15 protein-coding genes and 1 pseudogene are annotated in these 20127 nt (G+C 71.5%); 6 read left to right on the forward strand and 10 right to left on the reverse strand.

The genetic code is table 11. The annotated features are described in order from the left end of the window. Nucleotides 1–32: 32 nt before the first annotated feature. Nucleotides 33–653 (reverse strand): DedA family protein, encoded by a 621-nt coding sequence (locus tag HV824_RS01770; RefSeq protein WP_176422516.1) that lies wholly within the window; start codon nt 651–653, stop codon nt 33–35. Between the two features lie 300 nt (nt 654–953). Between HV824_RS01770 and HV824_RS01775 the strand changes: the two genes are divergently transcribed. Further along, nucleotides 954–1340 (forward strand): hypothetical protein, encoded by a 387-nt coding sequence (locus HV824_RS01775; RefSeq protein WP_176422517.1) that lies wholly within the window; start codon nt 954–956, stop codon nt 1338–1340. 21 nt (nt 1341–1361) lie between these two features. On the opposite strand, the gene HV824_RS01780 is transcribed toward HV824_RS01775, so the two are convergent. The 4 genes from HV824_RS01780 to HV824_RS01795 all read right to left on the reverse strand — a co-directional run bounded on the left by HV824_RS01780 (nt 1362) and on the right by HV824_RS01795 (nt 3974). Further along, on the reverse strand, nt 1362–2438 hold the full coding sequence (locus HV824_RS01780; RefSeq protein ID WP_176422518.1) for a radical SAM protein: 1077 nt from the start codon (nt 2436–2438) through the stop codon (nt 1362–1364). Next, nucleotides 2435–2674, reverse strand: a complete 240-nt coding sequence (locus tag HV824_RS01785) for an anti-sigma factor (RefSeq protein ID WP_090488769.1) — start codon at nt 2672–2674, stop codon at nt 2435–2437. The genes HV824_RS01780 and HV824_RS01785 overlap by 4 nt, the downstream gene beginning before the upstream one ends. A 65-nt stretch (nt 2675–2739) precedes the next feature. Further along, on the reverse strand, nt 2740–3354 hold the full coding sequence (locus HV824_RS01790; protein ID WP_176417979.1) for an RNA polymerase sigma factor: 615 nt from the start codon (nt 3352–3354) through the stop codon (nt 2740–2742). A 35-nt stretch (nt 3355–3389) separates the two neighbouring features. Further along, nucleotides 3390–3974 carry a DNA-3-methyladenine glycosylase gene (locus HV824_RS01795; RefSeq protein ID WP_176422519.1) on the reverse strand — a complete coding sequence of 195 codons (585 nt, stop codon included), beginning with the start codon at nt 3972–3974 and terminating at the stop codon, nt 3390–3392. A 107-nt stretch (nt 3975–4081) separates the two neighbouring features. Here HV824_RS01795 and HV824_RS01800 point away from each other — a divergent pair, with 107 nt between their 5' ends. Further along, on the forward strand, nt 4082–5632 hold the full coding sequence (locus HV824_RS01800) for a 4-alpha-glucanotransferase (protein ID WP_176417981.1): 1551 nt from the start codon (nt 4082–4084) through the stop codon (nt 5630–5632). A gap of 45 nt (nt 5633–5677) precedes the next feature. On the opposite strand, the gene HV824_RS01805 is transcribed toward HV824_RS01800, so the two are convergent. Next, entirely contained in the window at nt 5678–5989 is a 312-nt protein-coding gene (locus HV824_RS01805) for a hypothetical protein (protein WP_176417982.1), read from the reverse strand. Between the two features lie 156 nt (nt 5990–6145). Here HV824_RS01805 and HV824_RS01810 point away from each other — a divergent pair, with 156 nt between their 5' ends. After that, nucleotides 6146–8290: an outer membrane protein assembly factor gene (locus HV824_RS01810; protein WP_176422520.1), complete on the forward strand. Its 2145-nt coding sequence runs from the start codon at nt 6146–6148 to the stop codon at nt 8288–8290. After that, a complete protein-coding gene (locus tag HV824_RS01815; RefSeq protein WP_176422521.1) occupies nt 8287–12975 on the forward strand; it encodes a translocation/assembly module TamB domain-containing protein in 4689 nt (1562 codons plus the stop codon). Before HV824_RS01810 ends, HV824_RS01815 begins: the two co-directional genes overlap by 4 nt. A gap of 58 nt (nt 12976–13033) precedes the next feature. On the opposite strand, the gene HV824_RS01820 is transcribed toward HV824_RS01815, so the two are convergent. Then, entirely contained in the window at nt 13034–14080 is a 1047-nt protein-coding gene (locus tag HV824_RS01820; RefSeq protein WP_163782581.1) for a hypothetical protein, read from the reverse strand. A 209-nt stretch (nt 14081–14289) separates the two neighbouring features. On the opposite strand from HV824_RS01820, the gene HV824_RS01825 reads away from it, so the two are divergent. Then, complete coding sequence (locus tag HV824_RS01825) at nt 14290–15198, forward strand: LysR family transcriptional regulator (protein WP_176417985.1); 909 nt, start codon at nt 14290–14292, stop codon at nt 15196–15198. A gap of 120 nt (nt 15199–15318) precedes the next feature. Next, nucleotides 15319–15648 carry a thioredoxin gene (gene trxA, locus HV824_RS01830; protein WP_176417986.1) on the forward strand — a complete coding sequence of 110 codons (330 nt, stop codon included), beginning with the start codon at nt 15319–15321 and terminating at the stop codon, nt 15646–15648. Here the strand turns inward: trxA and HV824_RS01835 are convergent. The 3 genes and pseudogenes from HV824_RS01835 to HV824_RS01845 form a co-directional block, all read right to left on the reverse strand. Further along, complete coding sequence (locus HV824_RS01835) at nt 15563–16198, reverse strand: hypothetical protein (protein ID WP_255207676.1); 636 nt, start codon at nt 16196–16198, stop codon at nt 15563–15565. The two genes, trxA and HV824_RS01835, sit on opposite strands and share 86 nt — an antisense overlap. A gap of 361 nt (nt 16199–16559) precedes the next feature. Beyond that, nucleotides 16560–19313, reverse strand: a complete 2754-nt coding sequence (locus tag HV824_RS01840) for a VWA domain-containing protein (RefSeq protein ID WP_176422522.1) — start codon at nt 19311–19313, stop codon at nt 16560–16562. Between the two features lie 124 nt (nt 19314–19437). Then, nucleotides 19438–20127, reverse strand: a pseudogene (locus HV824_RS01845) (hypothetical protein); the annotation flags it as partial.

The following is a 20127-nucleotide window of genomic DNA, read 5'->3' on the forward strand; positions in this document are numbered from 1 at the left end:
ATGCAACACCAAGGCGCCGTCCTGAGACGAACTCAAGGCCCCGGCGCGGGGGCACGGCGCCGAGCCAACATCCGGATGCCCACGCCGATGGCGCCAATGACTACGAGCCCCACCACCGCGTACTGGTACCGAGCGACGAGCGCCGTCAGCCGCTCCAGGTTGCCACCCACCGCCGCGCCCAGTCCCAGCACCAGCCCGGTGTGTGCCATGGCGGACACCGCCCCCAGCGCCAGCGCGTTGAAGCGCGGCATGCGCGAGGCCCCCGCGGCGACGAAGATGAGCCCTCGGATGCCTGGCAGGAAACGATTCACCAGCAGCAGCCACGGCCCATTCACGCGCATGCGCGCTTGAACCTGTGCCAGCCGAGCATGGGTGATGCCGACGAAGCTGCGCTCGGGGTGGGCGTCGAAGCGCTTCGCCAGCCAGTGCCCCACCGCGTAGTTGATGGCCGCGCCCACCACGCTGCCCACCGTCACCACCAGGAAGACAAGCACCCACGGATGCGCGCCACGCACTGCGTACACCCCCCCCAACAGGGTGATGGTGTCCCCGGGAAAGGGCGGCACGACGTACTCCAACATCGCCGCCAGCCCCAGCACCAGCAGGCCCAGGGGCCCCAGGGCCGAGATGAGCTGGTCGATGAATTCCACCATCCGCGCGTGCGACCTCCGGCGAGCCGAGCACCGTCGGGTTTAAGTCGGACGCCGCCGATACGAAAGCGGCATCCACGCCGCCCCGCCCGCGGTGAACATCACCGGAGCGCGCACCTGGCGCGAACCGCCGCCCCACCGCCTGTCACCTGAAGGAATGCCGGCCTCCGAGCGAGGGCTCAGCCCGGCCACGGCAGGGCGCGGCCACCATGACCATTTTTCAGTCGCGCCCTTCAATCACGTGGACCTTCCGGGCGGAACACATCCCATGGCGGGCCCATCCCCTCACCGAGGTCTCTCGCCATGTCCTATCGCGTCACTGTCGCCCCCGAGCTCACGGAGGCCTACCAGAGGCTGCCTCTCTCCGAGCGCCGCCCCATCCAGGAGCGGCTGGACATGCTCGCCGCGGCTGCCGACGACGCCGCCCGCTCCCCGTCCAGGATGAGCCGCCCCCATGCGAGCGAGCTCGCGCTCGTCTCCCCCGGCGCGCACCGAATCTTCCTGGGCGACCAGTGGATTGCGTACCGCGTCCAGGCGGAGGACCGGACCCTCCAGTTGCTGGACTTTGGCAGTTGGAGCAAGAGCCCGCTGGCACGACAGGCGCCCCCTGCGGGGCAATGGCACGGCTCGGGTCACCAGGAGGATGGCTGGGACAACGAGGGCGGCGGCAGTCCACCCTCCCCGCCCTAGGCCCCAGCCCTCGCGCGCACGTCACGGCGTCGTGGAAGGCGGCGGCTCAACGGGCCGCGGCATCACCGTGCCGCCGTACTGTGTGGCCGCCAGCGTGCCACACGCCGCGCCAATCTCCTTGCCACCGGAGTACCGCCGCGCCACCGGTGACTTGAGAATCTGGAGGTGGTCGCGGAACGCGCTCAGCTCCTCGGGCGTGGGCGGCAGGTACTTCCCGGTGGGGTCCGTCACGTCGATGAGGTCCACCTTGATGCGGATGCCCTCGAAGGCGGCCTTCAGCGCCTCGGCGTCCTCGCGGCCCAGGTTGAAGCCGCTGATGGCGACGTAGGCGATCATCGCCCGCTCGCGCCGCACCTCGCTGTACTCGCGGATGGCGTCGATGAGCTCCGGCAGCGGATGCGTCTTCTCAATCGGCAGCACCTTCGCGCGCTTCTCCGCGATGGCGCTCGTCACGGAGAAGGCCAGCCGGTACGGATGCCCTTCGCGCACGTAGCGGCGGATGGCCGGCACATGGCCCGCCGTGGAGAAGGTAATCGCCTCCCCCGCGATGGAGAACCCCGCCGGGTGGCGCAGGATGTCCGCGGCCCGCAGCGTCTCCTTGTAGTTGAGGAGCGGCTCCCCCATCCCCATGAAGACGACGCCGCGCACCGGCCGGTCCGCTTCCTCCCGGACCTGGAGCACCTGGTCCAATATCTCCCACGTCTGGAGGTTCCTCTTGAAGCCCAACTTCCCCGTCATGCAGAAGTCGCACGCCAGCGCGCAGCCCACCTGGCTGGAGACGCAGATGACGTACTTCTCATCGAAGATGGGGATGCGGACCGCTTCGATACGCCCGCCCAGCGGCGAGTCGAAGAGGTACTTCACGAAGCCGTCGTCCGCGCGGCGGCGCTCGACGATGGCCAGCTTCGGCAGCTCCGCGTGGGCGCGCAGGTGGTCTCCCACGCGGCGTGGCACCTGACGGGCCGAAGCGACCTCCTCCACGGACTGAGCACCGTGGGCGAAGACGGCCGCGAACACCTTGCGGACGGCGGCGGGCGACGGGGAGAGCGGCGCGAGCGCGGCCTCCAACTCCGGCAACGACAATGACTTCAGGTTCACGAGGCGGACTTGATTTTGGAGCGAAGGAACTCGGTGAGCTTCTCGGAGACTTCCTTCGGCATCTTCGCCGCCAGCGCCTTCTTGCACAGCCCGGGCGTGGCCCGGTAGGTGCGCAGGAAATCCACACAGGGGCTGCACCCGCGCAGGTGCTCACGCAGGTGCTGCGTGTCCTCGGGAGACATCTCTCCGTCGAGAAATTGCAGCAGGAGGTTGATGGAATCTTTGCAGTTGTACATCCGAACCTCGGCTGGCTGCGGCGCGCCCTCGTTCCTCTCAAAGATGCCGAGCGCTTCGTCGCGTTTCACAACTCGCGACTGTCCCGGTTGTAGAAAGCGTCGATGGCTTCACGGAGCGCGAGCCGTGCCCGGTGCAACCGGCTCTTGATGGCGGGGATGGAGTCCCCCGTTGCCTCTGCAATCTGTTCGTAACTGAGGCCCTCCACGTCTTTCAAGAGGAAGACCTCCCGGTATCCCTCGGGCAGGCGGTCCGAGGCCTGCTGGATGGCGGCCCCCAGCTCGGCGTCCAGGGCCTTCTCCTCGGCGTCCCGGCTCCAGTCCGACTGGGGATACTCCGCCAGGGAGCCCCGCTCGGTGAACTCCGGGCCCTGGAGCTCCTGCTCGGCTGCCTGGGCTACTCGGCGGTGGCGCAGGCGCATGAGCGCATGGTTGGCGGCGATGCGGTGCACCCAGGAGCCGAAGGCGGCATCCCCCCGGAAGTCCTTCAGGTGTTGGTAGGCGGACAGGAAGGTGTCCTGGGTGATTTCGGCCGCGTCGGCCTCCGAACGGGTCATCCGGAGCGCCAGGCCATACACCTTGTCCCGGTGGGCATCCACCAGGGCCTCGAAGGCGGAAACGTCCCCATCCTGTGCGCGAGAGAGGAGCTGACGGTCCTCTTCCATGACGGCCTCGTCGGACATGGCGGGACGCACCCAACCAGCCAGGAAGCCCGCCGTCAAGCGGGCTTGCGGCCCTCGGGCGACGGCCCCTTGCTGACATGTTGACTGTCCCGGACCCACAACCGGAAGGGTTCGGCGGCCCACGCCCCGGCATAGTCCACGCCAATCCGCGGTCCCCGGGACACCGCTGACTCGGGAACAGGCGTCCCGCGTCTCAGGTGCAGCGCCGGCGTGCACAGGCCCCGCCGGTTGTGCGCCCGGGTGAGGCCCAGCGCCTTGCACAGGCGGCCCGGCCCGTCCGTGCGCGTCCCCGGGGGCAGGCCCTCCACCGGCTCCACCGCCCGCACCAGCACCGCCGCTCCCACCCCCGTGGCATCCGTCACGACGTTGAAACAGTGGTGCATGCCATAAATCAGATAGACGTACGCCACGCCGGCCGGGCCGAACATGACCTCGGTGCGAGGGGTGAGCCCCTTGGCCGCGTGGCACGCCAGGTCGTGCTCGCCCAGATAGGCCTCCGTCTCCACGATGCGGCCCACCCGGCGCTGTCCGCCCTCCTCCACCACCAGCAAGGTGCCGAGCAGCTCCCGGGCGACCACCAGCGCGGGGCGGGCGTAGAAAGACTCCGGCAACCAGTTCACGCCTGGATGTTAGCGGCCCTTCCGTCCGGAAAGCGAAGAACCCAGACACCTTCGGAGCGCGTCGGCAGTTCCCACCGGCGCGGGGCTGGGGCAGATTGCATCGCACCATGTCCACACCCGGCCGGCTCTCCGGTCTTTTGCTCCCGCTCTTCTCCCTCCGCTCGCAGAGCGACTTTGGCATCGGTGACTTCGGTGCCCTGGAGGGCCTGTTCACCTGGATGCAGGCCGCCCGCCAGCGGATGCTGATGGTGCTGCCGCTGCTGCCCACCGCGCCGGGTGACCCGAGCCCCTACGCGACGCGCTCCGCCTTCGGCCTCAATCCGCTCTTCATCGACCTGCAGCGGCTGCCGGAGTTCACCGCGGCCGGCGGCGAGGCGGCCCTGTCCGACGCGCAGCGCGCCCAGCTGGCCGAGGCGCGTGCGGCGCCGCGCGTGCGCTACGACGTGGTCTTCCCCCTCAAGGACGCCGCCTTCGCGCGCGCCTTCGACGTCTTCGAAGCCCAGCACTGGGCGCCCCAGTCCGAGCGGGCGAAGGCCTTCCGCCAGTGGCGCGACGCCCAGGGCGAGTGGCTGGAGAGCTACGCGCTCTTCACCGCCATCAGCGAGCAGGAGGACCGCCGCCCGTGGTGGGAGTGGCCGGAGCCGCTGCGCACCCGCCACCCAGAGGCCCTGGCCCAGAAGTCCCGGGAGCTGGAGCGCCGCGTGCGCTACCACGCCTGGCTGCAGTGGGTGGCCGAGCAGCAGTGGAACGAGGTGCGGACGCAGGCCCGCGCCAGGGACGTCCTCCTGTGCGGCGACGAGCCGTTCATCATCGGGCAGGACAGCGCGGACGTGTGGGCGCACCCGGACATCCTGCGGCGCGACGCCCGCCTGGGCGTGCCTCCGGATGACTTCTCCGCCACGGGCCAGGACTGGGGCCTGCCCTACTTCGACCTGGCGGCCATGGAGCGGGACGACTTCGCGTGGCTGAAGATGCGCGCGAAGAAGGCGGCCAGCTACTACGACTTGCGCCGGGTGGACCACGCGGTGGGGTACTTCCGGCAGTGGATTCGCGACGCGCAGACGCCCGCCGGGCGCTTCATCCCGCCGGACGAGGAGAGCCACCGCCGCCTGGGTGAGAAGACCTTCCGACTGCTGTCCGAGGGCGCCGGCATCGTCGCCGAGGACCTGGGCGTGATTCCGCCCTTCGTGCGCCACATCCTCGCGGAGCTCCAGCTGCCCGGCTACCGGGTGATGCGCTGGGAGCGCGACGACAACCATTACCGCGACCCGCGCCAGTTCCCGGCGGTGTCCCTGGTCACCACCGGCACGCATGACACGGACACGGTGGCCGAGTGGTGGGAGGGCGCGGGGGACCCCGAGCGGCAGGCGGCGGCGCGCTCGTGGCCGGAGCTCAACGGCGTGGCCCTCACCCGCGAGTTCACCCCGGACGTGCACCGGGCCATGCTGGCCTCGGCGCTCAACGCCAACAGTGACTTGTGCGTGCTGCCCTGGCAGGACGTGCTCGGCACCCGGGACCGCATCAACCTGCCCGGCTCCATGAGCGATTCGAACTGGGCCTATCGAATCGAACAGAACGTGAGCGACCTGCTCACCGATTCGCGCACGCGCGAGGCCGCCGAGCGGCTGGCCTGGCTCACCGCGTCCGCGCGGCGCTGAGCCACCGTCCGCCCGGGGGCTTCAGAGTCCCGGGCGGCGCCGGCCTCACGGTTCGACGCACTTCACCTGGGCCGGGAAGCCGTCGAACAGGGCGCAGGTGCGGTTGGCGTTGGCGCACTCCAGCCGCTCGCAGACGTTGTCGAAGACGCAGATGGGCGGCGAGCGGCCGAACTCCAGGAAGATTTCCGTGCAGAACTGGTACGGATTCACACAGCCGAACGAGCCGCAGTAGGGCGCGTCCGACAAGCTCTCCCCCTCCTTGGGGCGCACCGCCTCGTCCTCGGAGACACCACACGAGGACGCGCAAACCGCGAGCACGGAGAACACCAGGCTTCTGATTCGCCGGGACTGGGCCATGACCTCCCATCTTGGGCCAGCCGGGCGCGGCTTGCACGTCTTCACGAGGCGCCACGCCGTGACACCGGACACTGGAGTCCCGCCCGACGTCCCGGTATGCGACAAAGCATTGCCATCCTGGACGGAAGAAGTGTTGGGGCCGCGAGCCTTCCGGCTATGAAACCTCCCGTGGCCGCCGACCTGCTCAGACACCTCCGCCTTGCCACTCCGCTCGCCCTGCTGCTCACCGCGGCCTGCGCCACCACGAACGCGCCGCCCCCCTCGGGGCCCAAGGTCACCCACCTGGAAATCCAGGGAACGGACCAGGTGAGCGAGGGCGCCATCAAGGACCGCATCCTCACCACCGAGACGCCCTTCTGGGGCTTCTGGCCCTTTGGCGGCCCCAGCTACTTCGACGCCAACGCCTGGCAGGCGGACCTGCGGCGCATCGAGCGGTACTACCAGGCCCAGGGCTACTACCAGGCGAAAGTCACAAACGCAGAGGTGAACCCGGACGGTGACGACAAGGTCGCCATCGACATCAGCGTGCAGGAGGGCGAGCCCACCCGCATCAGCGAAATCCAGGTGACGGGCCTGGACACCTTGCCGGAGGACGTGCGCGAGGAGCACCGCGAGTACGTGCTGGACGGGCTGCCCCTGCACGAGGGCGACGTCTTCAGGGAAGAGGCCTGGGAGGAAGCCAAGGTCCGCGTCCAGGAGCGGCTGCGCGAGCTGGCCTACGCGGAGGCCGAGGTCGACGGTGAGGTCCGGGTGGACGTGGACACCCGGCAGGCGGTGGTGGAGCTGCGCACCCGGCCCGGCATCCGCTACCGCTTCGGCAACACCTTCGTCGCCACGGACGCCAACCCCCAGGTGCCTCCGCGCCGCATCATTGAACAGGTGACGGGCGCGCTGAAGAAGGGGGACTGGTACAGCGAGACGGCGCTGGCCAACGCGCAGGCGCGCGTGTTCCGCATGGGCGTGTTCGGCGCGGTGAAGGTGAACCGCGGCGCGCCGGACCGCGAGTCCGGCACGGTGCCCGTGGTGGTGGACGTGCGCGAGGCGCCCTTCCGCTCCGTGCGGCTGGGCGGCGGCCTGGGCGTGGACGCGGCCCGGCAGGAGGTCCGCGCGGTGGGCGAGTGGACCCACCGGAACTTCGGCGGCGGCCTGCGCCGCTTCACCGTCCGCGGCCGGCTGGGCTACGCCTTCATCCCCAACGTCCTCAGCTTCAACAAGAACGGCCCCGTCTTCGACGTCACCGCCGAATACGAGCAGCCCCGCTTCCTGTTCCGGGACCTGCGGGCGCAGAACTCGCTCAGCGTGGAGAAGGGCCTGGAGCAGGCCTATGACTTCTGGGGCGGCAGGCTCCAGACGGGTGTCATCTGGCAGCCGCACCCCGACTTCTCCATCTTCCCCTCGTACAACCTCCAGGTGTACCGGCTCAGCGGCCGTGTCAGCGCGGACTCCCGGGTGCCGCCCATCGTCCTGGGCTGCGGCGAAGGCCAGGAGCAGTGCGACGTGGCGCTCAGCTTCCTGGAGCTGGCCTTCACCTGGGACCGGCGCGATGACGTCATCGAGCCGCGCGACGGCTACTACCTCTCCCTCTCCATCCAGAAGGGCGGCGGTCCGCTCTTCGGAGACTTCAACTACGTCCGCCTGCTGCCCGACCTGCGCGTCTACCGCTCGTTTGGCGAGGACAAGCGGTTCATCCTGGCGGCGAAGGTGCGCGCGGGCACGCTGAACCCCGCGGGCGGCGGCCAGAGCTCCATCGTCACCCGCTTCTTCTCGGGCGGTGGCACGTTCATGCGGGGCTTCAACGGCCAGCGCCTGTCCCCGCTGGCCGCCCTGCAGCGCACCGCGGACGTGGACGGCGACGGCGTCCCGGAGGTCGTCCAGGACGAGGAGTGGGACACCGTGCCCGTGGGGGGCAACAGCCTCTTCGAGACCTCGGTGGAGATGCGCTACCAGTTCACGGAGAGCCTGATGGTGGCGGCCTTCTATGACACGGGCCTGGTGGGCATCGAGGACTTCGCCCATGGGAACCGGCCCAAGCTCTTCGGCCCCCAGCACTACCACGCCGTGGGCATGGGCCTGCGGTACCTGACCGTCGTGGGGCCCATCCGGCTGGACATCGCCCGGCGGTTGAACATCGGCGGGGGATTGCCCGTTTCCACCCCGGGATACATCTATCCCGAAGCGGGAGGCTGCTTCGGCATTGGAAGCCGGTGGAGGCCCACGGGTCCGACGACGCCCAGCGGCGCGTTCGCGGGCGCTCCGGACGGGCAGTGCGCGCTGCACCTGTCGATTGGAGAGGCGTTTTGACGCAATCCCCCCCGAGCCGGCCCGCGCGCTGGGGCCGCCGCGTGCTGTGGAGCCTGCTGGGCCTGGTGGGCCTCATCGTGCTCGTCGTCGCGGGCGTGCTCGTCTTCGCCACGACGTCGCGCGGAGAGGCCTGGCTCGTCCAGAAGGGGCTCGCGCTGGCCAACGAGCAGCTCTCCGGCCGGCTGGAGCTGGGGCGCCTGGACCTGTCCCTGGGCGGCGTCATCCTGGAGGACGTGAAGCTGTATGACCCCGAAGGCGAGCTGGTGGCGGAGGTTGCCCGGGTGGACGTGCGCGCGCGGCTGGCGGGGCTGGTGCGCCAGCACGTGGACCTCTTGTCCGCGCGCCTCGAGCGTCCACGCCTGTATCTGGCCCAGGACGAGCGCGGGCTGAACCTGACGCGCGCGCTGGAGCCCCGCGCGCCCAGCCCCGAGGAGCCCTCCACGGGCCGCGGCTCGCTGACGCTGGACTTGCACGAGCTGGTGCTCGAGGACGGCTATGTCGACTTCCGGCAGGCGCTGCCCGAAGGCGGTGAGCGGCAGGTGCGGCTGGAGGACCTGGAGGCCCGGGGCTCGGCCCGCTACGCCGCCGCGACGCAGGGCGTGGGCGCGAACCTGGAGGCCACCGCGCGCCTCACCCGCCCCGTGCCCGGGCCCGTGCGGCTGGCGCTGAAGGCCCGCGGCGAAGAGGGCGTGTTCGAGGGCGACGTCGACCTGGAGGCCGCGGGGCTGGCGCTGGAGGCCAGCGGCCGCGCGAAGCTCCCTCCGGAGACGCCGCCGGGCGCGCCAGAGGGCATGCTCCAGGCAGGGCTGGAGCTGCGGCGCCTGTCCGCGCCGCCCGACCTGCTGCGGGCCTTCGTGCCCACCTGGCCCTTGCTGGTGCCGGTGTCCGCGGAGGGCTCCGCCGGGCTGGAGGGCGACGCGGCCCAGGTGGACGTCACCGCGAAGGCCGCCAGCGCCTCCCTGTCCGTGAAGGGCGGCCTGGACTTGGAGCGGATGCGCACCGACGGCCTGTCCGTGAAGGCGCGCGACGTGGACCTGTCGGAGCTGATGGCGCAGGGCCCCAAGACGCGCATCGCCGCGGACCTGGACGCGAAGGGCGGAGGCACGAGCCTGGAGTCGATGGAAGGCGAGGTGAAGCTCACCGTGTCCCCGTCCGAGTACCTGGGCCAGCCGCTGGGTCCGGTGGAGCTGGAGGCCAGCGCGAAGGAGGGCCGGTATTCGCTGATGCGGCTGCGGCTGCTCGCCCCGGGCGTGGCCCTGCAGGCCAGGGGAGACGGCACGGCGGAGTCGGTGAACCTGGAAGGCGGCCTCACCGCCGGCAACCTCGCCCTGCTGTCGCGGATGCTGTCCAAGCTGATGCCAGGCGTGGTGGCGCCCATGGCGGGCAACGGCACGCTGGACTTCTCCGTGAAGGGCCCGCCGCGCGCGCCCGCGGTGAAGGTCGACGGCGGCTTCGCGGCGCTGCGGTACGGCGACGTTGCGGCGCAGGACGTGTCCCTGAAGCTGGAGGTGCCGGACGTCAGCCACCCCCTCACGTCCAACGCCACGCTGGTGGTGTCCCGGCTGAAGGCGGGCGGGCGGGACCTGCGCGACGTCGCCGTCACGCTGGCCACGCGGGAGCGCGCGCTGGAGGCCAGCGTGCGCGTGGCGGGAGACGCGGAGCTGGGGCTCACGCTCGGTGGCCAGGTGGACGACGATGGCCAGGGGCTGGCCATCCAGCAGCTGGCGCTGTTCTGGCCGGAGGCCACCTGGACGCTCCAGGCGCCCACGCACCTGGGCTTCGGCGGAGGCGACGTCGAGGTGGCGCCCCCGCTGCGGCTCGCGTCGGAGGGGCAGACGCTGTCGCTCCAGGGCGCGATGCGCGGCCAGCGTGTCACCGCGCGCGTGGAATTGGGCGCGTTCGATTTGTCGCGGCTGCCCAGGTCCCTCATCCCCGAGTCGCTGGGCCTGGGCGGCAGGCTGACGGGCCACGCCGCCGTCAGCGGGAAGATGGCGCGCCCCGACGCGGAGGCCGACCTGCGGCTGGAAGACGGCAGCGCGCGCGGCTACGAGGGGCTCCAGGCGAAAGTGAAGGCGCGCTACGTGAAGGACCGCGCCATCGGGACGCTGGCGGCCAGCCTGCCCGTGGCGCGGCTCGCCGCCGAGTTCGACGTGCCGGTGCAGGGCGTGCTCAAGCGCCGGCGCGACGCGATGTCCGTGCGCGTGAAGCTGGAGGACCTGGACCTCGCCGGCGCAATGAAGCTCGCGGGCCAGCCCGAGAGCGCCAGCGGCCGGCTGGCGGGCACGCTGACCGTGGAAGGCCCCGCGCGTGAGCCCCTGCTGGACTTCACCCTGCGCGGGCAGGACGTGCGCTACCAGACGCCGCCGCCGGGCTTCTCGCTGCCCGTGCCGCTGGCCTTCCAGCTGCGCGCCGTGTCCGACCGCGAGGACCCGACGTTGGATGCGCGCCTGGACGTGGAGGGCCTGGGCTCCCCGACGTACGTCGCCCTGCGGACGCCCTTCACGGTGGGCGGGCTGATGGCGAAGCCGCCCACGCCCGATGAGCTCCTCGCGACGACGCTGGGCGTGGAGGCCCGCGTCACGCAGCTGCCCCTCACCCTGCTCCAGGGCATGAGCGGCGTGCAGCAGCCGGGCGGCACCGTGACGGCGGAGCTGGACTTCGAGGGCTCGGTGCTGGTGCCCCAGGCGACGCTGCGCGTGCAGGCCCACGCGGTGACGATGAACGGGCTGCCGCCCATGAACGGGCAGCTCAGCGTCGTGGGCGGCGACCAGGACGTGAAGCTGACGCTGAACGCGCAGCGCCAGGACGGGCCGCTGGCGCAGCTGACGGCCACGCTGGCGGCCCCGCTGGGCGCGCTCCAGGACCGCGAGGTCTACGGCCACATCCCCTTCGACATCACCGGCCGCGTGGGCCCGGTGCCGCTGAAGGAGCTCCCCGGCCTGGCCACCCCGGCGTCGCCCGTGGCGGAGGGCGCGCCGCCACCGCAGGGGGGCCGGCCCACGGGCATCCAGGGCGTGCTGGCCATGGAGCTGGGCGCGCGGGGCACGCTCGACGCGCCGCAGCTGGAGCTCACCGCTGGCGTGCAGGACCTGGGCGTGGGCAACACGGGCCTGGGCCAGGTGCGCCTGAACTACACGTACAGGGACACCCGCTCCCGCTTCGACCTGCTGCTCACCGAGCCGGGCGGCGGCACCATGCTGGTGAACGGCGGCCTGGGCCTGGACGTGTCACTGCCCGCGCTCACCCGGGGACCGCAGACAGACACCGCGCCAGTGGAGGTCACACTCAAGGCGCGAGACTTCAACCCGGCCTTCCTCTCCGGCACGGTGGAGATGCTGCGCAGCATCGGCGGCGTGCTCCAGGCGGACGCCAGCGTCGCCGGCACGCTGGGCGCGCCCAGCATCAACGGCAGCCTGGAGTGGAAGGACGGCAAGCTGGGGCTGATGGGCCTGGGCGAGTACCGCGACATCCAGCTCGCCCTGAAGGCCAGCCGCGAGGCCATCGCCGTCACGACGCTGTCGGCGAAGGCCGGCAACGGCGCACTCCACCTCAACTCGCCGCTGACCGCGGTGCTCAACGCCCGGAATGAGTACGAGCTGTCCAGCCCCGGGACGTCCGAGCCGCCGCTGGTGATGCGCAACTTCCCCATCATCGTCGACGACCAGCTCATGGCGCTGGTGAGCCTGCGCGCGAAGGTGGAGGGCACGCTGTCCCAGCGCCTGGTCAACCTGCGCAACGTCGCCATCCCCGAGGCCACCATCGAGCTGCCGGAAGCCAAGCGCAAGGACCTGCAGGCGCTGGAGCGGCCCGGTGACGTGGTGCTGGTGCGCAACGGCGAGCCGTTGAACCCCAAGAAGCGCAAGGAGGCGGCCCAGGCGCAGCTCCCGACGAATCCCGATGGGACACCCGTGGAAGGCGCGCCCCCGGACGAAGCGGCCACGCCGCCCATGGTGTTCTGGGTGAATGTGAATGCGCCCCGCAACCTCTGGGTGAAGGGCTCCGACATCAACGCGGAGCTGGGGCTGTCGGAGGACTTCCGCGTCGAATACACGGACGTGGCGCGCCTGTTCGGTGAGGTGCGCGTGCTGCGTGGACGCGTGGACGTGCTGGGCCGCCGCTTCGACGTCCAGCGCGACAGCCAGGTGCGCTTCACCGGCCCGGCCATGTCGCCGTACATCAACGTCACCGCCGAGCACCGCAACGACGGCGCCAAGGTCACCGTGTTCGTCACCATCCGGGGCCAGGGGCGTGAACTCACCATCAAGCCCACCAGCGACCCGCCGCTGCCGGAGTCGGAAATCTACACGCTGCTGGCGACAGGCCGGCGCACGCTGGAGCGCAGCTCCGGTGCCTCCATGAACGCCAGCGCGCAGGCCGCGTCCGTGGTGGGCTCGCTGGTGGCCAACGAGGCCCGCAAGGCCCTGGCGGCGAAGCTGCCCCTGGACGTGGTCTCCATCGAGGCGGGGGACTCCGGCATCGCGGGCACCAAGCTGGAGGTCGGCACGTACGTGACGGACAAAATCTACGTCGGCTACACCGGCCGCGTGGGCGCCAACCTCCAGCAGGGAGAGAACGCCAACGCGGTGCGCTTCGAGTACCAGTTGGGCACGCGCTGGAGCCTGGAAGGCCAGTACGGCGACGCGCGCTCGGGCGGGTTGGACCTCATCTGGACCAACCAGTACTGAGGCGCGCTGGGACACGGCGGGCTCCCGTCCTTCCGGGCGGGAGCCGCCGCTTCGACGATTAGAGGCCGTACATCGCGAAGCACGAGCCCGCGGGGCCCGCGCCGGAGATGGGCGCGCTCGGCGCGCTCAGCCACGCGCTGTTGGCGCCGCACTGGTGCCACTGCCCATCACCCGTGGACTGCACGCAGGTGCGCACCGGCACCGAGCGGCCCAGCGTGGCGGAGGAGCACCAGCCATAGGACGCGGTGCAGTTCGTGGGCTTGGCCACGCTGCCCGCGGTGAAGGCGCCCGACTGACACTGCCGCCACATGGCATCCGACGAGCTCTGCACGCAGCCGAGCTCCGGCAAGGTGGCGCCGGCCGTCTCGGAGAAGCAGCCGGAGGCGGAGCCCCAGGCATAGGCCGACTCGTAGCGGTGGTAGACGACGGCCACCAGCGACGAGCCGCCCACGTTGGTGCGGCCGCACTGGAGGGCATACGCGCCCACCCAGGGCGTGTACGTGTAGAGCGCCGCCGTCGCCTTGTTGGCGGGCCGCACCGAGCACGGGTCCGACGTGGACTTCGTCACGCCCACGCGCCAGCCGGAGATGGTGGGACGGCCCGCGTCCAGGTCCGTCAGGTAGCCGCGCAGCTTCTTGGCGGAGCAGTCAATCTGCTTGCCGAAGCCCACGTATTGCGCGTCACAGCCGCTGGTGTCCGGACAGCCACAGCCGGTGGCCTTGGCCAGGTTGTTGGAGTTGCCGCTCTGGATGAGGCTGGACTCCACCTGGATGCGGGCCAGCATGTACAGCGGGCTGATGCCAAAGGCCTTGGAGCGCTCGACGATGAGCGCGGCGGCCGTCTTGTTGTTGAAGGCCGGGTCCCGGTAGTTCGCCAGGAACGAGTTGTTCTGCTGGAGGAAGGCCTGCACCTGCGCGGTGGTCACCCACTGGCTCCCGGTGATGTCGGTGTCCTCCAGCAGCCGGTGCATGTCGTACTTCGTGGTGGCCTCCAGCAGCACCTGACCGGTCAGCTCGTCGATGACGGGCTCTTCTTCCGCGTCGATGGGACCACAGCCGGCCGCCACCAACGCGGGCACCAGGAGCAACCACAATCGCGTCTTCATCGCGTCCTCGGGGGGATGGGCCGCGAACCCGGAGAGCGGTGCTCACCGGACACGGCCAGGGGAGGCCGAGGCTCCAGCCGCGTGAAACATTATTCAAGAATTTCTTATTTTAAATGACTGACGGATTATTAATGTCCAGCTGCATCTGGCGCCCTGAGCGCCCCTGGTAGGCTCACCGGGTGCCCGCGAGCCCGCCCCTCCTGGATGACATGCTCCTCTTCACCGAAGTCGTGGCGACCGGAGGCATCACCGCCGCGGCGGAGCGGCTGGGGCTGCGCAAGTCCACGGTGAGCCGCCGCCTCGCGGCGTTGGAGGAGCGGCTGGGCGTCCGGCTCATCGAGCGCAACCCGCGCGGGCTCCGGCTCACGGAGGTGGGCCGCGACTACCACGCCCACTGCGCGCGGCTGGTGGCGGAGGCGCGCGAGGTGAACCGCGCGCTCGGCGAGTCGCGCGTCACGCCGCAGGGCACCCTGCGCATCGCCACGCTCTCACTGCTGGGCGAGCTGCTGACCCCACTCATCGCGGAGCTGCTGTTGCGTCATCCCCTGCTCCGCGTGGAAGTCTCACTCGCTGAAGCGCACGTGGACCTCATCTCCGAGGAGTACGACCTGGCGCTGCGGACCGGCCCGCTCGCGGACTCCGCCATGGTGGCCCGAAGGCTCGGGCGCCTTCGCACCGGCTACTACGCCAGCCCGGCCTACCTCGCGAGGCAAGGGACACCCCGGACCGCGGCGGAGCTGCAAGGTCATGCCTGCGTCGTGCTCGCCGCGCCCGGCACCGACGAGGTCTGGTTCTTCGGCGAGGGCCGCGGCGCGAAGAGCCATCCGGTGACGGGACGCCTGCGCGTTCCCAGCGTGCGCGCGGGACAAGCGGCCGCGCGCGCGGGCCTGGGCGTGGTGCGGCTGCCCGCCTCGCTCGTCGCCGAGGACGTGCGCGGCGGGCTGCTCGTGCCAGTGCTGGAAGCCGAGACGCCGCCGGGCATCCCCGTCTTCGCTGTCTACCCCAGCAGGCGGCAGCTCCCGCCCAAGGTGCGCGCCTTCCTGTCGCTGCTGAGCGAACGCGGCGCCGCGCTCCCGTGGGATGACGCCACCGAGCCCACGTCCACGCGGAATCGGTAAAGGGACCTCGCGCAACACAGCGTTCCCTCGCGGGCGCTCGTCCGTTTCCGTCGAGGCCACTACACCTGGGTCCACACCCAGGCCGGGCCCACGCGCCCGGCCGCGACAGGAGGACACACCATGACGACCCACGTCATCCCGCTGGACGACGCGCACTTTCAAGGGGAGGTGCTGGAGTCACCCGAGCCCGTGCTGGTGGACTTCACGGCCGCCTGGTGCCCGCCGTGCCGCGCGCTCGCCCCCGTGCTCGACGTGATTGCCGCTGATTTCCGGGGACGGCTGAAGGTGACGAGCCTGGACGTGGACGACAACCCAGAGTCCGCCATGCGCTATGGCATCCGCTCCGTCCCGGCGCTGCTGCTCTTCAAGGAGGGCAAGGTCGTGCGGCAACTGCTGGGTGCCCAGCCCCGCGCGAAGCTGGAGCAGGAGCTGCGCACCCACCTTGGATGACCCGGCGCTCCTCTTCCTTCAGGCCGTATTCGGCGTTGTTGCTCGCCGAGCCCACCGCCACGTAGAGCTGGTTGCCCACGAGCGCCATGCCCAGCGGCTGATTGAGCCCCTCCAAAAAGACTTCACGCACCTCGGGGCGGCCGTCTCCATCCGCGTCCCGCAGCAGGGTGATGCGGTTGGCGCTGGTGCCGATGTTCTGCGAGCGGACCTTCCCCGTCTCGATGGCCTCCGCGCGGTCCTCCTCGTCCTTGAACAGGGAGGCGGCCTCGGCCACCAGCACGTCGCCGTTGTGCAGCACGTACATCCACCGGGGGTTCTGGAAGCCGTCCGCGTACCGCGTCACCTCGAAGCCGTCGGGCGCCACCGGCTGCGTCCCCTCCGGCCAGCCGATGACGGTGCTGTAGCGCTGCACGTCGAAGCTCAGGTCCGGGGGCCGCAGCGTCGGCGATGGGACCTCGGGCTCCGGCGCGGCCGAGGGCGCGCGGTGTGCGCAGTCCACCAGGAACAGCAGCGCCACCGCGCCGAGCGAGCGTCGGGAGAGCACGTTCATGCGCCCTCTTTACGAAGCCTCCGCCGCGAGGCAGCTCCCACGGCCCTTCCGGCACGCCGCGGATGTTGAGTGGCGGGAGCCACGCGCGCCCGCTGCCGGGTGCCCGACACCTCGGCCCGGCCAGGACGTGCGCTACCGCACCACATTCCACCCACGGATAATTTTAGGTTCGTGTTGCAAATCATACACTGCTCGTGTATCCACTCATTCACCCTGTGCGTTTCGCAGGGCGCGGGTCGCCCCACATCTCCGATCCCCCCTTCTTGTTCGGGGCGACTCGTACCCACCGCGGACAGTCGCCCTCACCTGTGCCAGCCCCTTCCTGTCCGGGGCGGCCCGCACCTCTCCCCACGCCTTCGTCTCAACGGTCCAGCCGCCTCCGGGCCCGGGCTCGCGCGGCGTCCAGCGCGGAGTCCACGCTCCCCTCGGCCGGCTTCGCTGGTGTCACGGCCGCGTCGCCCTCGTGGGTGGGCGGAGCGGACGTCTGGGCCGTCCGTGTTGCCTGGGCGTGCGACGGCGCCGAGGACGCCCCGGGTGCCGCGGGGACGGACACGGAGCGCTCGCGGGTCCGCGACGCACGCAGCCGTGGCGCGGAGAGGAAGCGGCGCACGGCCACCTCCGCCAGCAGCAGGGCCAGCGCCAGGGCCACCAGCCACGGCGCCAGGGCCACGCGGCCCAGCGACTCCGGGGCCTCCATGAAGAGGCCCGTCATGGACAGGCGCTCCACGCCGCCTCCCACGGCCGCGATGGCGCGCAGCAGCTCCAGCCCCGCCTTCGCGGAGCCGGGCTCGAACTCCGGCGCGTAGGGCAGCGTGACGGGCGGCGCGCGCAGCACCTTCGCGCCCAGCCGCACCACCGGGTGCCACGTCCCGCTGCCCTCCAGCGGGTACTCGGCGACGAGCCGGTCTTCATCCTCCCACCGCATCGGACGCTCCACCGGCGCGGCGCGTCCGTCGCCAGGCAGGAGCACCATCGTCGGCGCCGCGCCGGGCAGCGCCTCGCCCGGCGGCAGGTCCAGCGTCACGCGCAGCAGGTGCCCCCGCCGCTCGGTGCGCACCACCGCGTCCCCGACGGGCGCCGCGCCCGCCAGCGTCCAGCGCACCATCCCCTCCAGGGCCGCGCGCAGGGAGGCCCACGTCCGCAGCTCGCCGGTGTACGGCCCGTCCACCTCCGCGGTGAAGGCCACCGTGCGCCCCGCGCCTCGCGGCCACATCGCCAGGATGGGCGCGCCATTCGTGTCCAGGGTGCGCAGCGCCACGTTGGCGCGGGGCTTGAGGTAGGTGAGGTTGTAGCCGCCCACCTGGGGCAGCCCTTGCGCGGACAGCCTGCCGAGCAGCGGCAGGTCCGGCGCGCCTTCCAGCGACGCGGGCTCGTCCACGAAGGTGGCGCGCGCCACCGTGAGCGTCTCCTGGCTGAAGATGCGCGGCAGGCTCATCGCGTCCTCGGCGAAGTAGACGCGCCCGCCGCCCCGGTGGGCCACCTCCCGGAGCAGCTCCGCGTCCGGGTCCGAGGGCACGCCCAGCCCGATGACGGACACCGTCACGTCCTGCTCGCGCAAGTGGGCCAGCGTGCGCTGGTAGTCCTCGGGCTCCTCGGAGTCCGCTGCGTCGGAGAACAGGAGGACGTGGCGCGTGGACTTCTCGCTGCGGAGGATTTCCGTGCGGCCGGTGCGGAGCGCCTCGCCCACGTAGATGCCGCCGCCACCGCTGAAGCCACGCGCGACGGCGTCCAGGGGCAACCCCGCCTCCACCGGACTGAGCGGGAAGATTTCATGGGCCGCCGTGTCCACCATGTGCACGGAGACCTCGTCCTTGGGGTTGAGCAGCGTCAGCGCGGCCACGACGCCCTCGGCGGCCAGCTCCATCTTCGTCCGCCCGTCCGGGACGGTCATCCCCATGGAGCAGGAGGCGTCCATCAACACGCTCAGCGCCAGGGACGCGCGGCGCTGCTCCTCGCGCATCTCCAGGGACACGGGGAGCAGCGGCTCCACGGGCGAGCGCCGGAAGCCGCCCTCGCCGAAGCTGTTGCGCCCGCCGGTCATCACCAGCCCGCCACCGGCCTGCTCGACGTAGGCCGCCAGCGCGTTGAGGCCCGGCTCGCCGAGCGAGTTCGCGTCCACGTTCTCCAGCACCACGGTGCCCACGCCATCCAGGTCATCCAGCGTGAGGCGGAACGGCGTGCGCACGTCGAGCTGCAACCCCGAAGCGGCGAGCGACTGCGCGAGCGTGCCCCGGGACTGGTTCGTGAGCAGCAACACCCGGGGCGGGCCCTCCACGCGCAGCACGGCGACGCCCCGGTCGTTCTCCACCACGCCGTCGCCGGGGGCGGCCACGGAGAGCTGGTAGCGGACCAGTCCGGGCTCCTCGACCAGGTCGCGCAGCGGCAGCACGTTGGGGCCGGGCTGGAAGTCGAAGGGCCCCTGGAGGAGCACGCGGCCATTGCGCTCCAGCCGGACGGTGCCGGTGACGGCGGCGGAGGCATGGACCACGGCGGAGAACTGGAAGGGCTCGCGCTCGGAGACGGCGGCGGGGACGTCCACGGAGACGACAGCCACGTCGAGCGGCGGCTCGGGACGGGCGAGGTGACGCCAGTCCACGGCGAGGCCCCGGGCCGCCAGGCGCCGCGCGGCGCCGCGCGCATCCACGCCCGTGGCGCGGCCATCGGACAGCACCAGCACGCGGCCGGCGCGCTCGTCGGGGATGAGGGCGCTCGCGGCGTCCAACGCGGCGGACAAATCGGAGGCCTCCGCGTCCACGGGGCGCGTGAAGCCGCCAAAGCCGCCGAGGTTGGACAGGGGCTGCTCGACGCGCGCGTCCCGGCCGAAGGTGATGACACCCACGCGGTCCCCGGGGCGGCGCTGCGACTCCAGCAGGGTGACGAGCTCCTGGGCCGTGCGGTCCACGTCGCGAGGCATGGACGCGGAGCGATCCACCACCACGACGACGTCACTGCCCGCGTCAGCCAGCCGCAGCTCGGGGCCCGAGAGCGCGCCGACGACGAGCACCAGCAGCGCGGCGCGCAGCCACATGGGCGGGCCCGGCCGACGGCCGTACTTCCAGAGGAAGAGGCCCAGCGGCAGCAACAGCACCCACGCCTGCGGGAGGGAGAAGGTCATCCGCGGCTCCAGCGACTGGAAGCCATGGTGGCACCAAGCAGCACAGGTACCGGGCGCCCCATCATCCACCGCGCGCTCACCTCGCACGCCTTCATCGAATCGTCCCGTCGCACCGATAACGCGTTCATGACGCGCCCCCAGTGCCAGGCGCGCTCGCCCCTGAGGCGCCCGGCGGCTCCCGCCGCGTGAGATAGAAGTCCGCCACCAGCGCGGCGAGCAGCAGGACCAAGGGCCATCGGGCCCGGCCCGGCGCGCGGCCTCCCGCATCGTCATCCCCCGCCTCGCGTGCCGGCACCTCCGCGCGTCCGCGCGCACGCAGGTCCGACTCCCGAGCGTCCAGCGCCAGCACCTGCGCCGTGTCCACCACGTCGCCGTCACGCTCCAGCGAATAGGCCCCAGGCCCGGTGGGGGGCGACAGCGTCACCTCGCCCGCGCCAAACACCGGCCGGCTGCCCCGCGGTCCCACGAGCGTGTAACGCGCACCCGCCAGGGTCACCACCGGCAGCGGCTCACCCAACATCAACTGACGCCGAGGAAAACCCTCCCGCGTGCGGCGGGCCTCACGCACCAGGTTGCTCAGCAGCACCGGCCACGCGGACACCCGCTGCACGTTCGAACGCGACAGGTCCACGTTGACGTGAACCCGGCCATCCACTTCCTCGGACACCAGCACCGCGTCCCCCGCGCTCACCAGCGGCTTTCCGGGCGGATTGTCCCCCGCCGTCCACCGCACCCCCGAAAGCTGCACGTCATCCAGCAGCGGGTGCCCCTTCTCGGAGAAGAACGGCCCCACGAACGTGCGCGGCGCGCCGCC

It is taken from the genome of Myxococcus sp. AM009 (assembly GCF_013372605.1).
GTDB lineage: Bacteria > Myxococcota > Myxococcia > Myxococcales > Myxococcaceae > Myxococcus > Myxococcus vastator.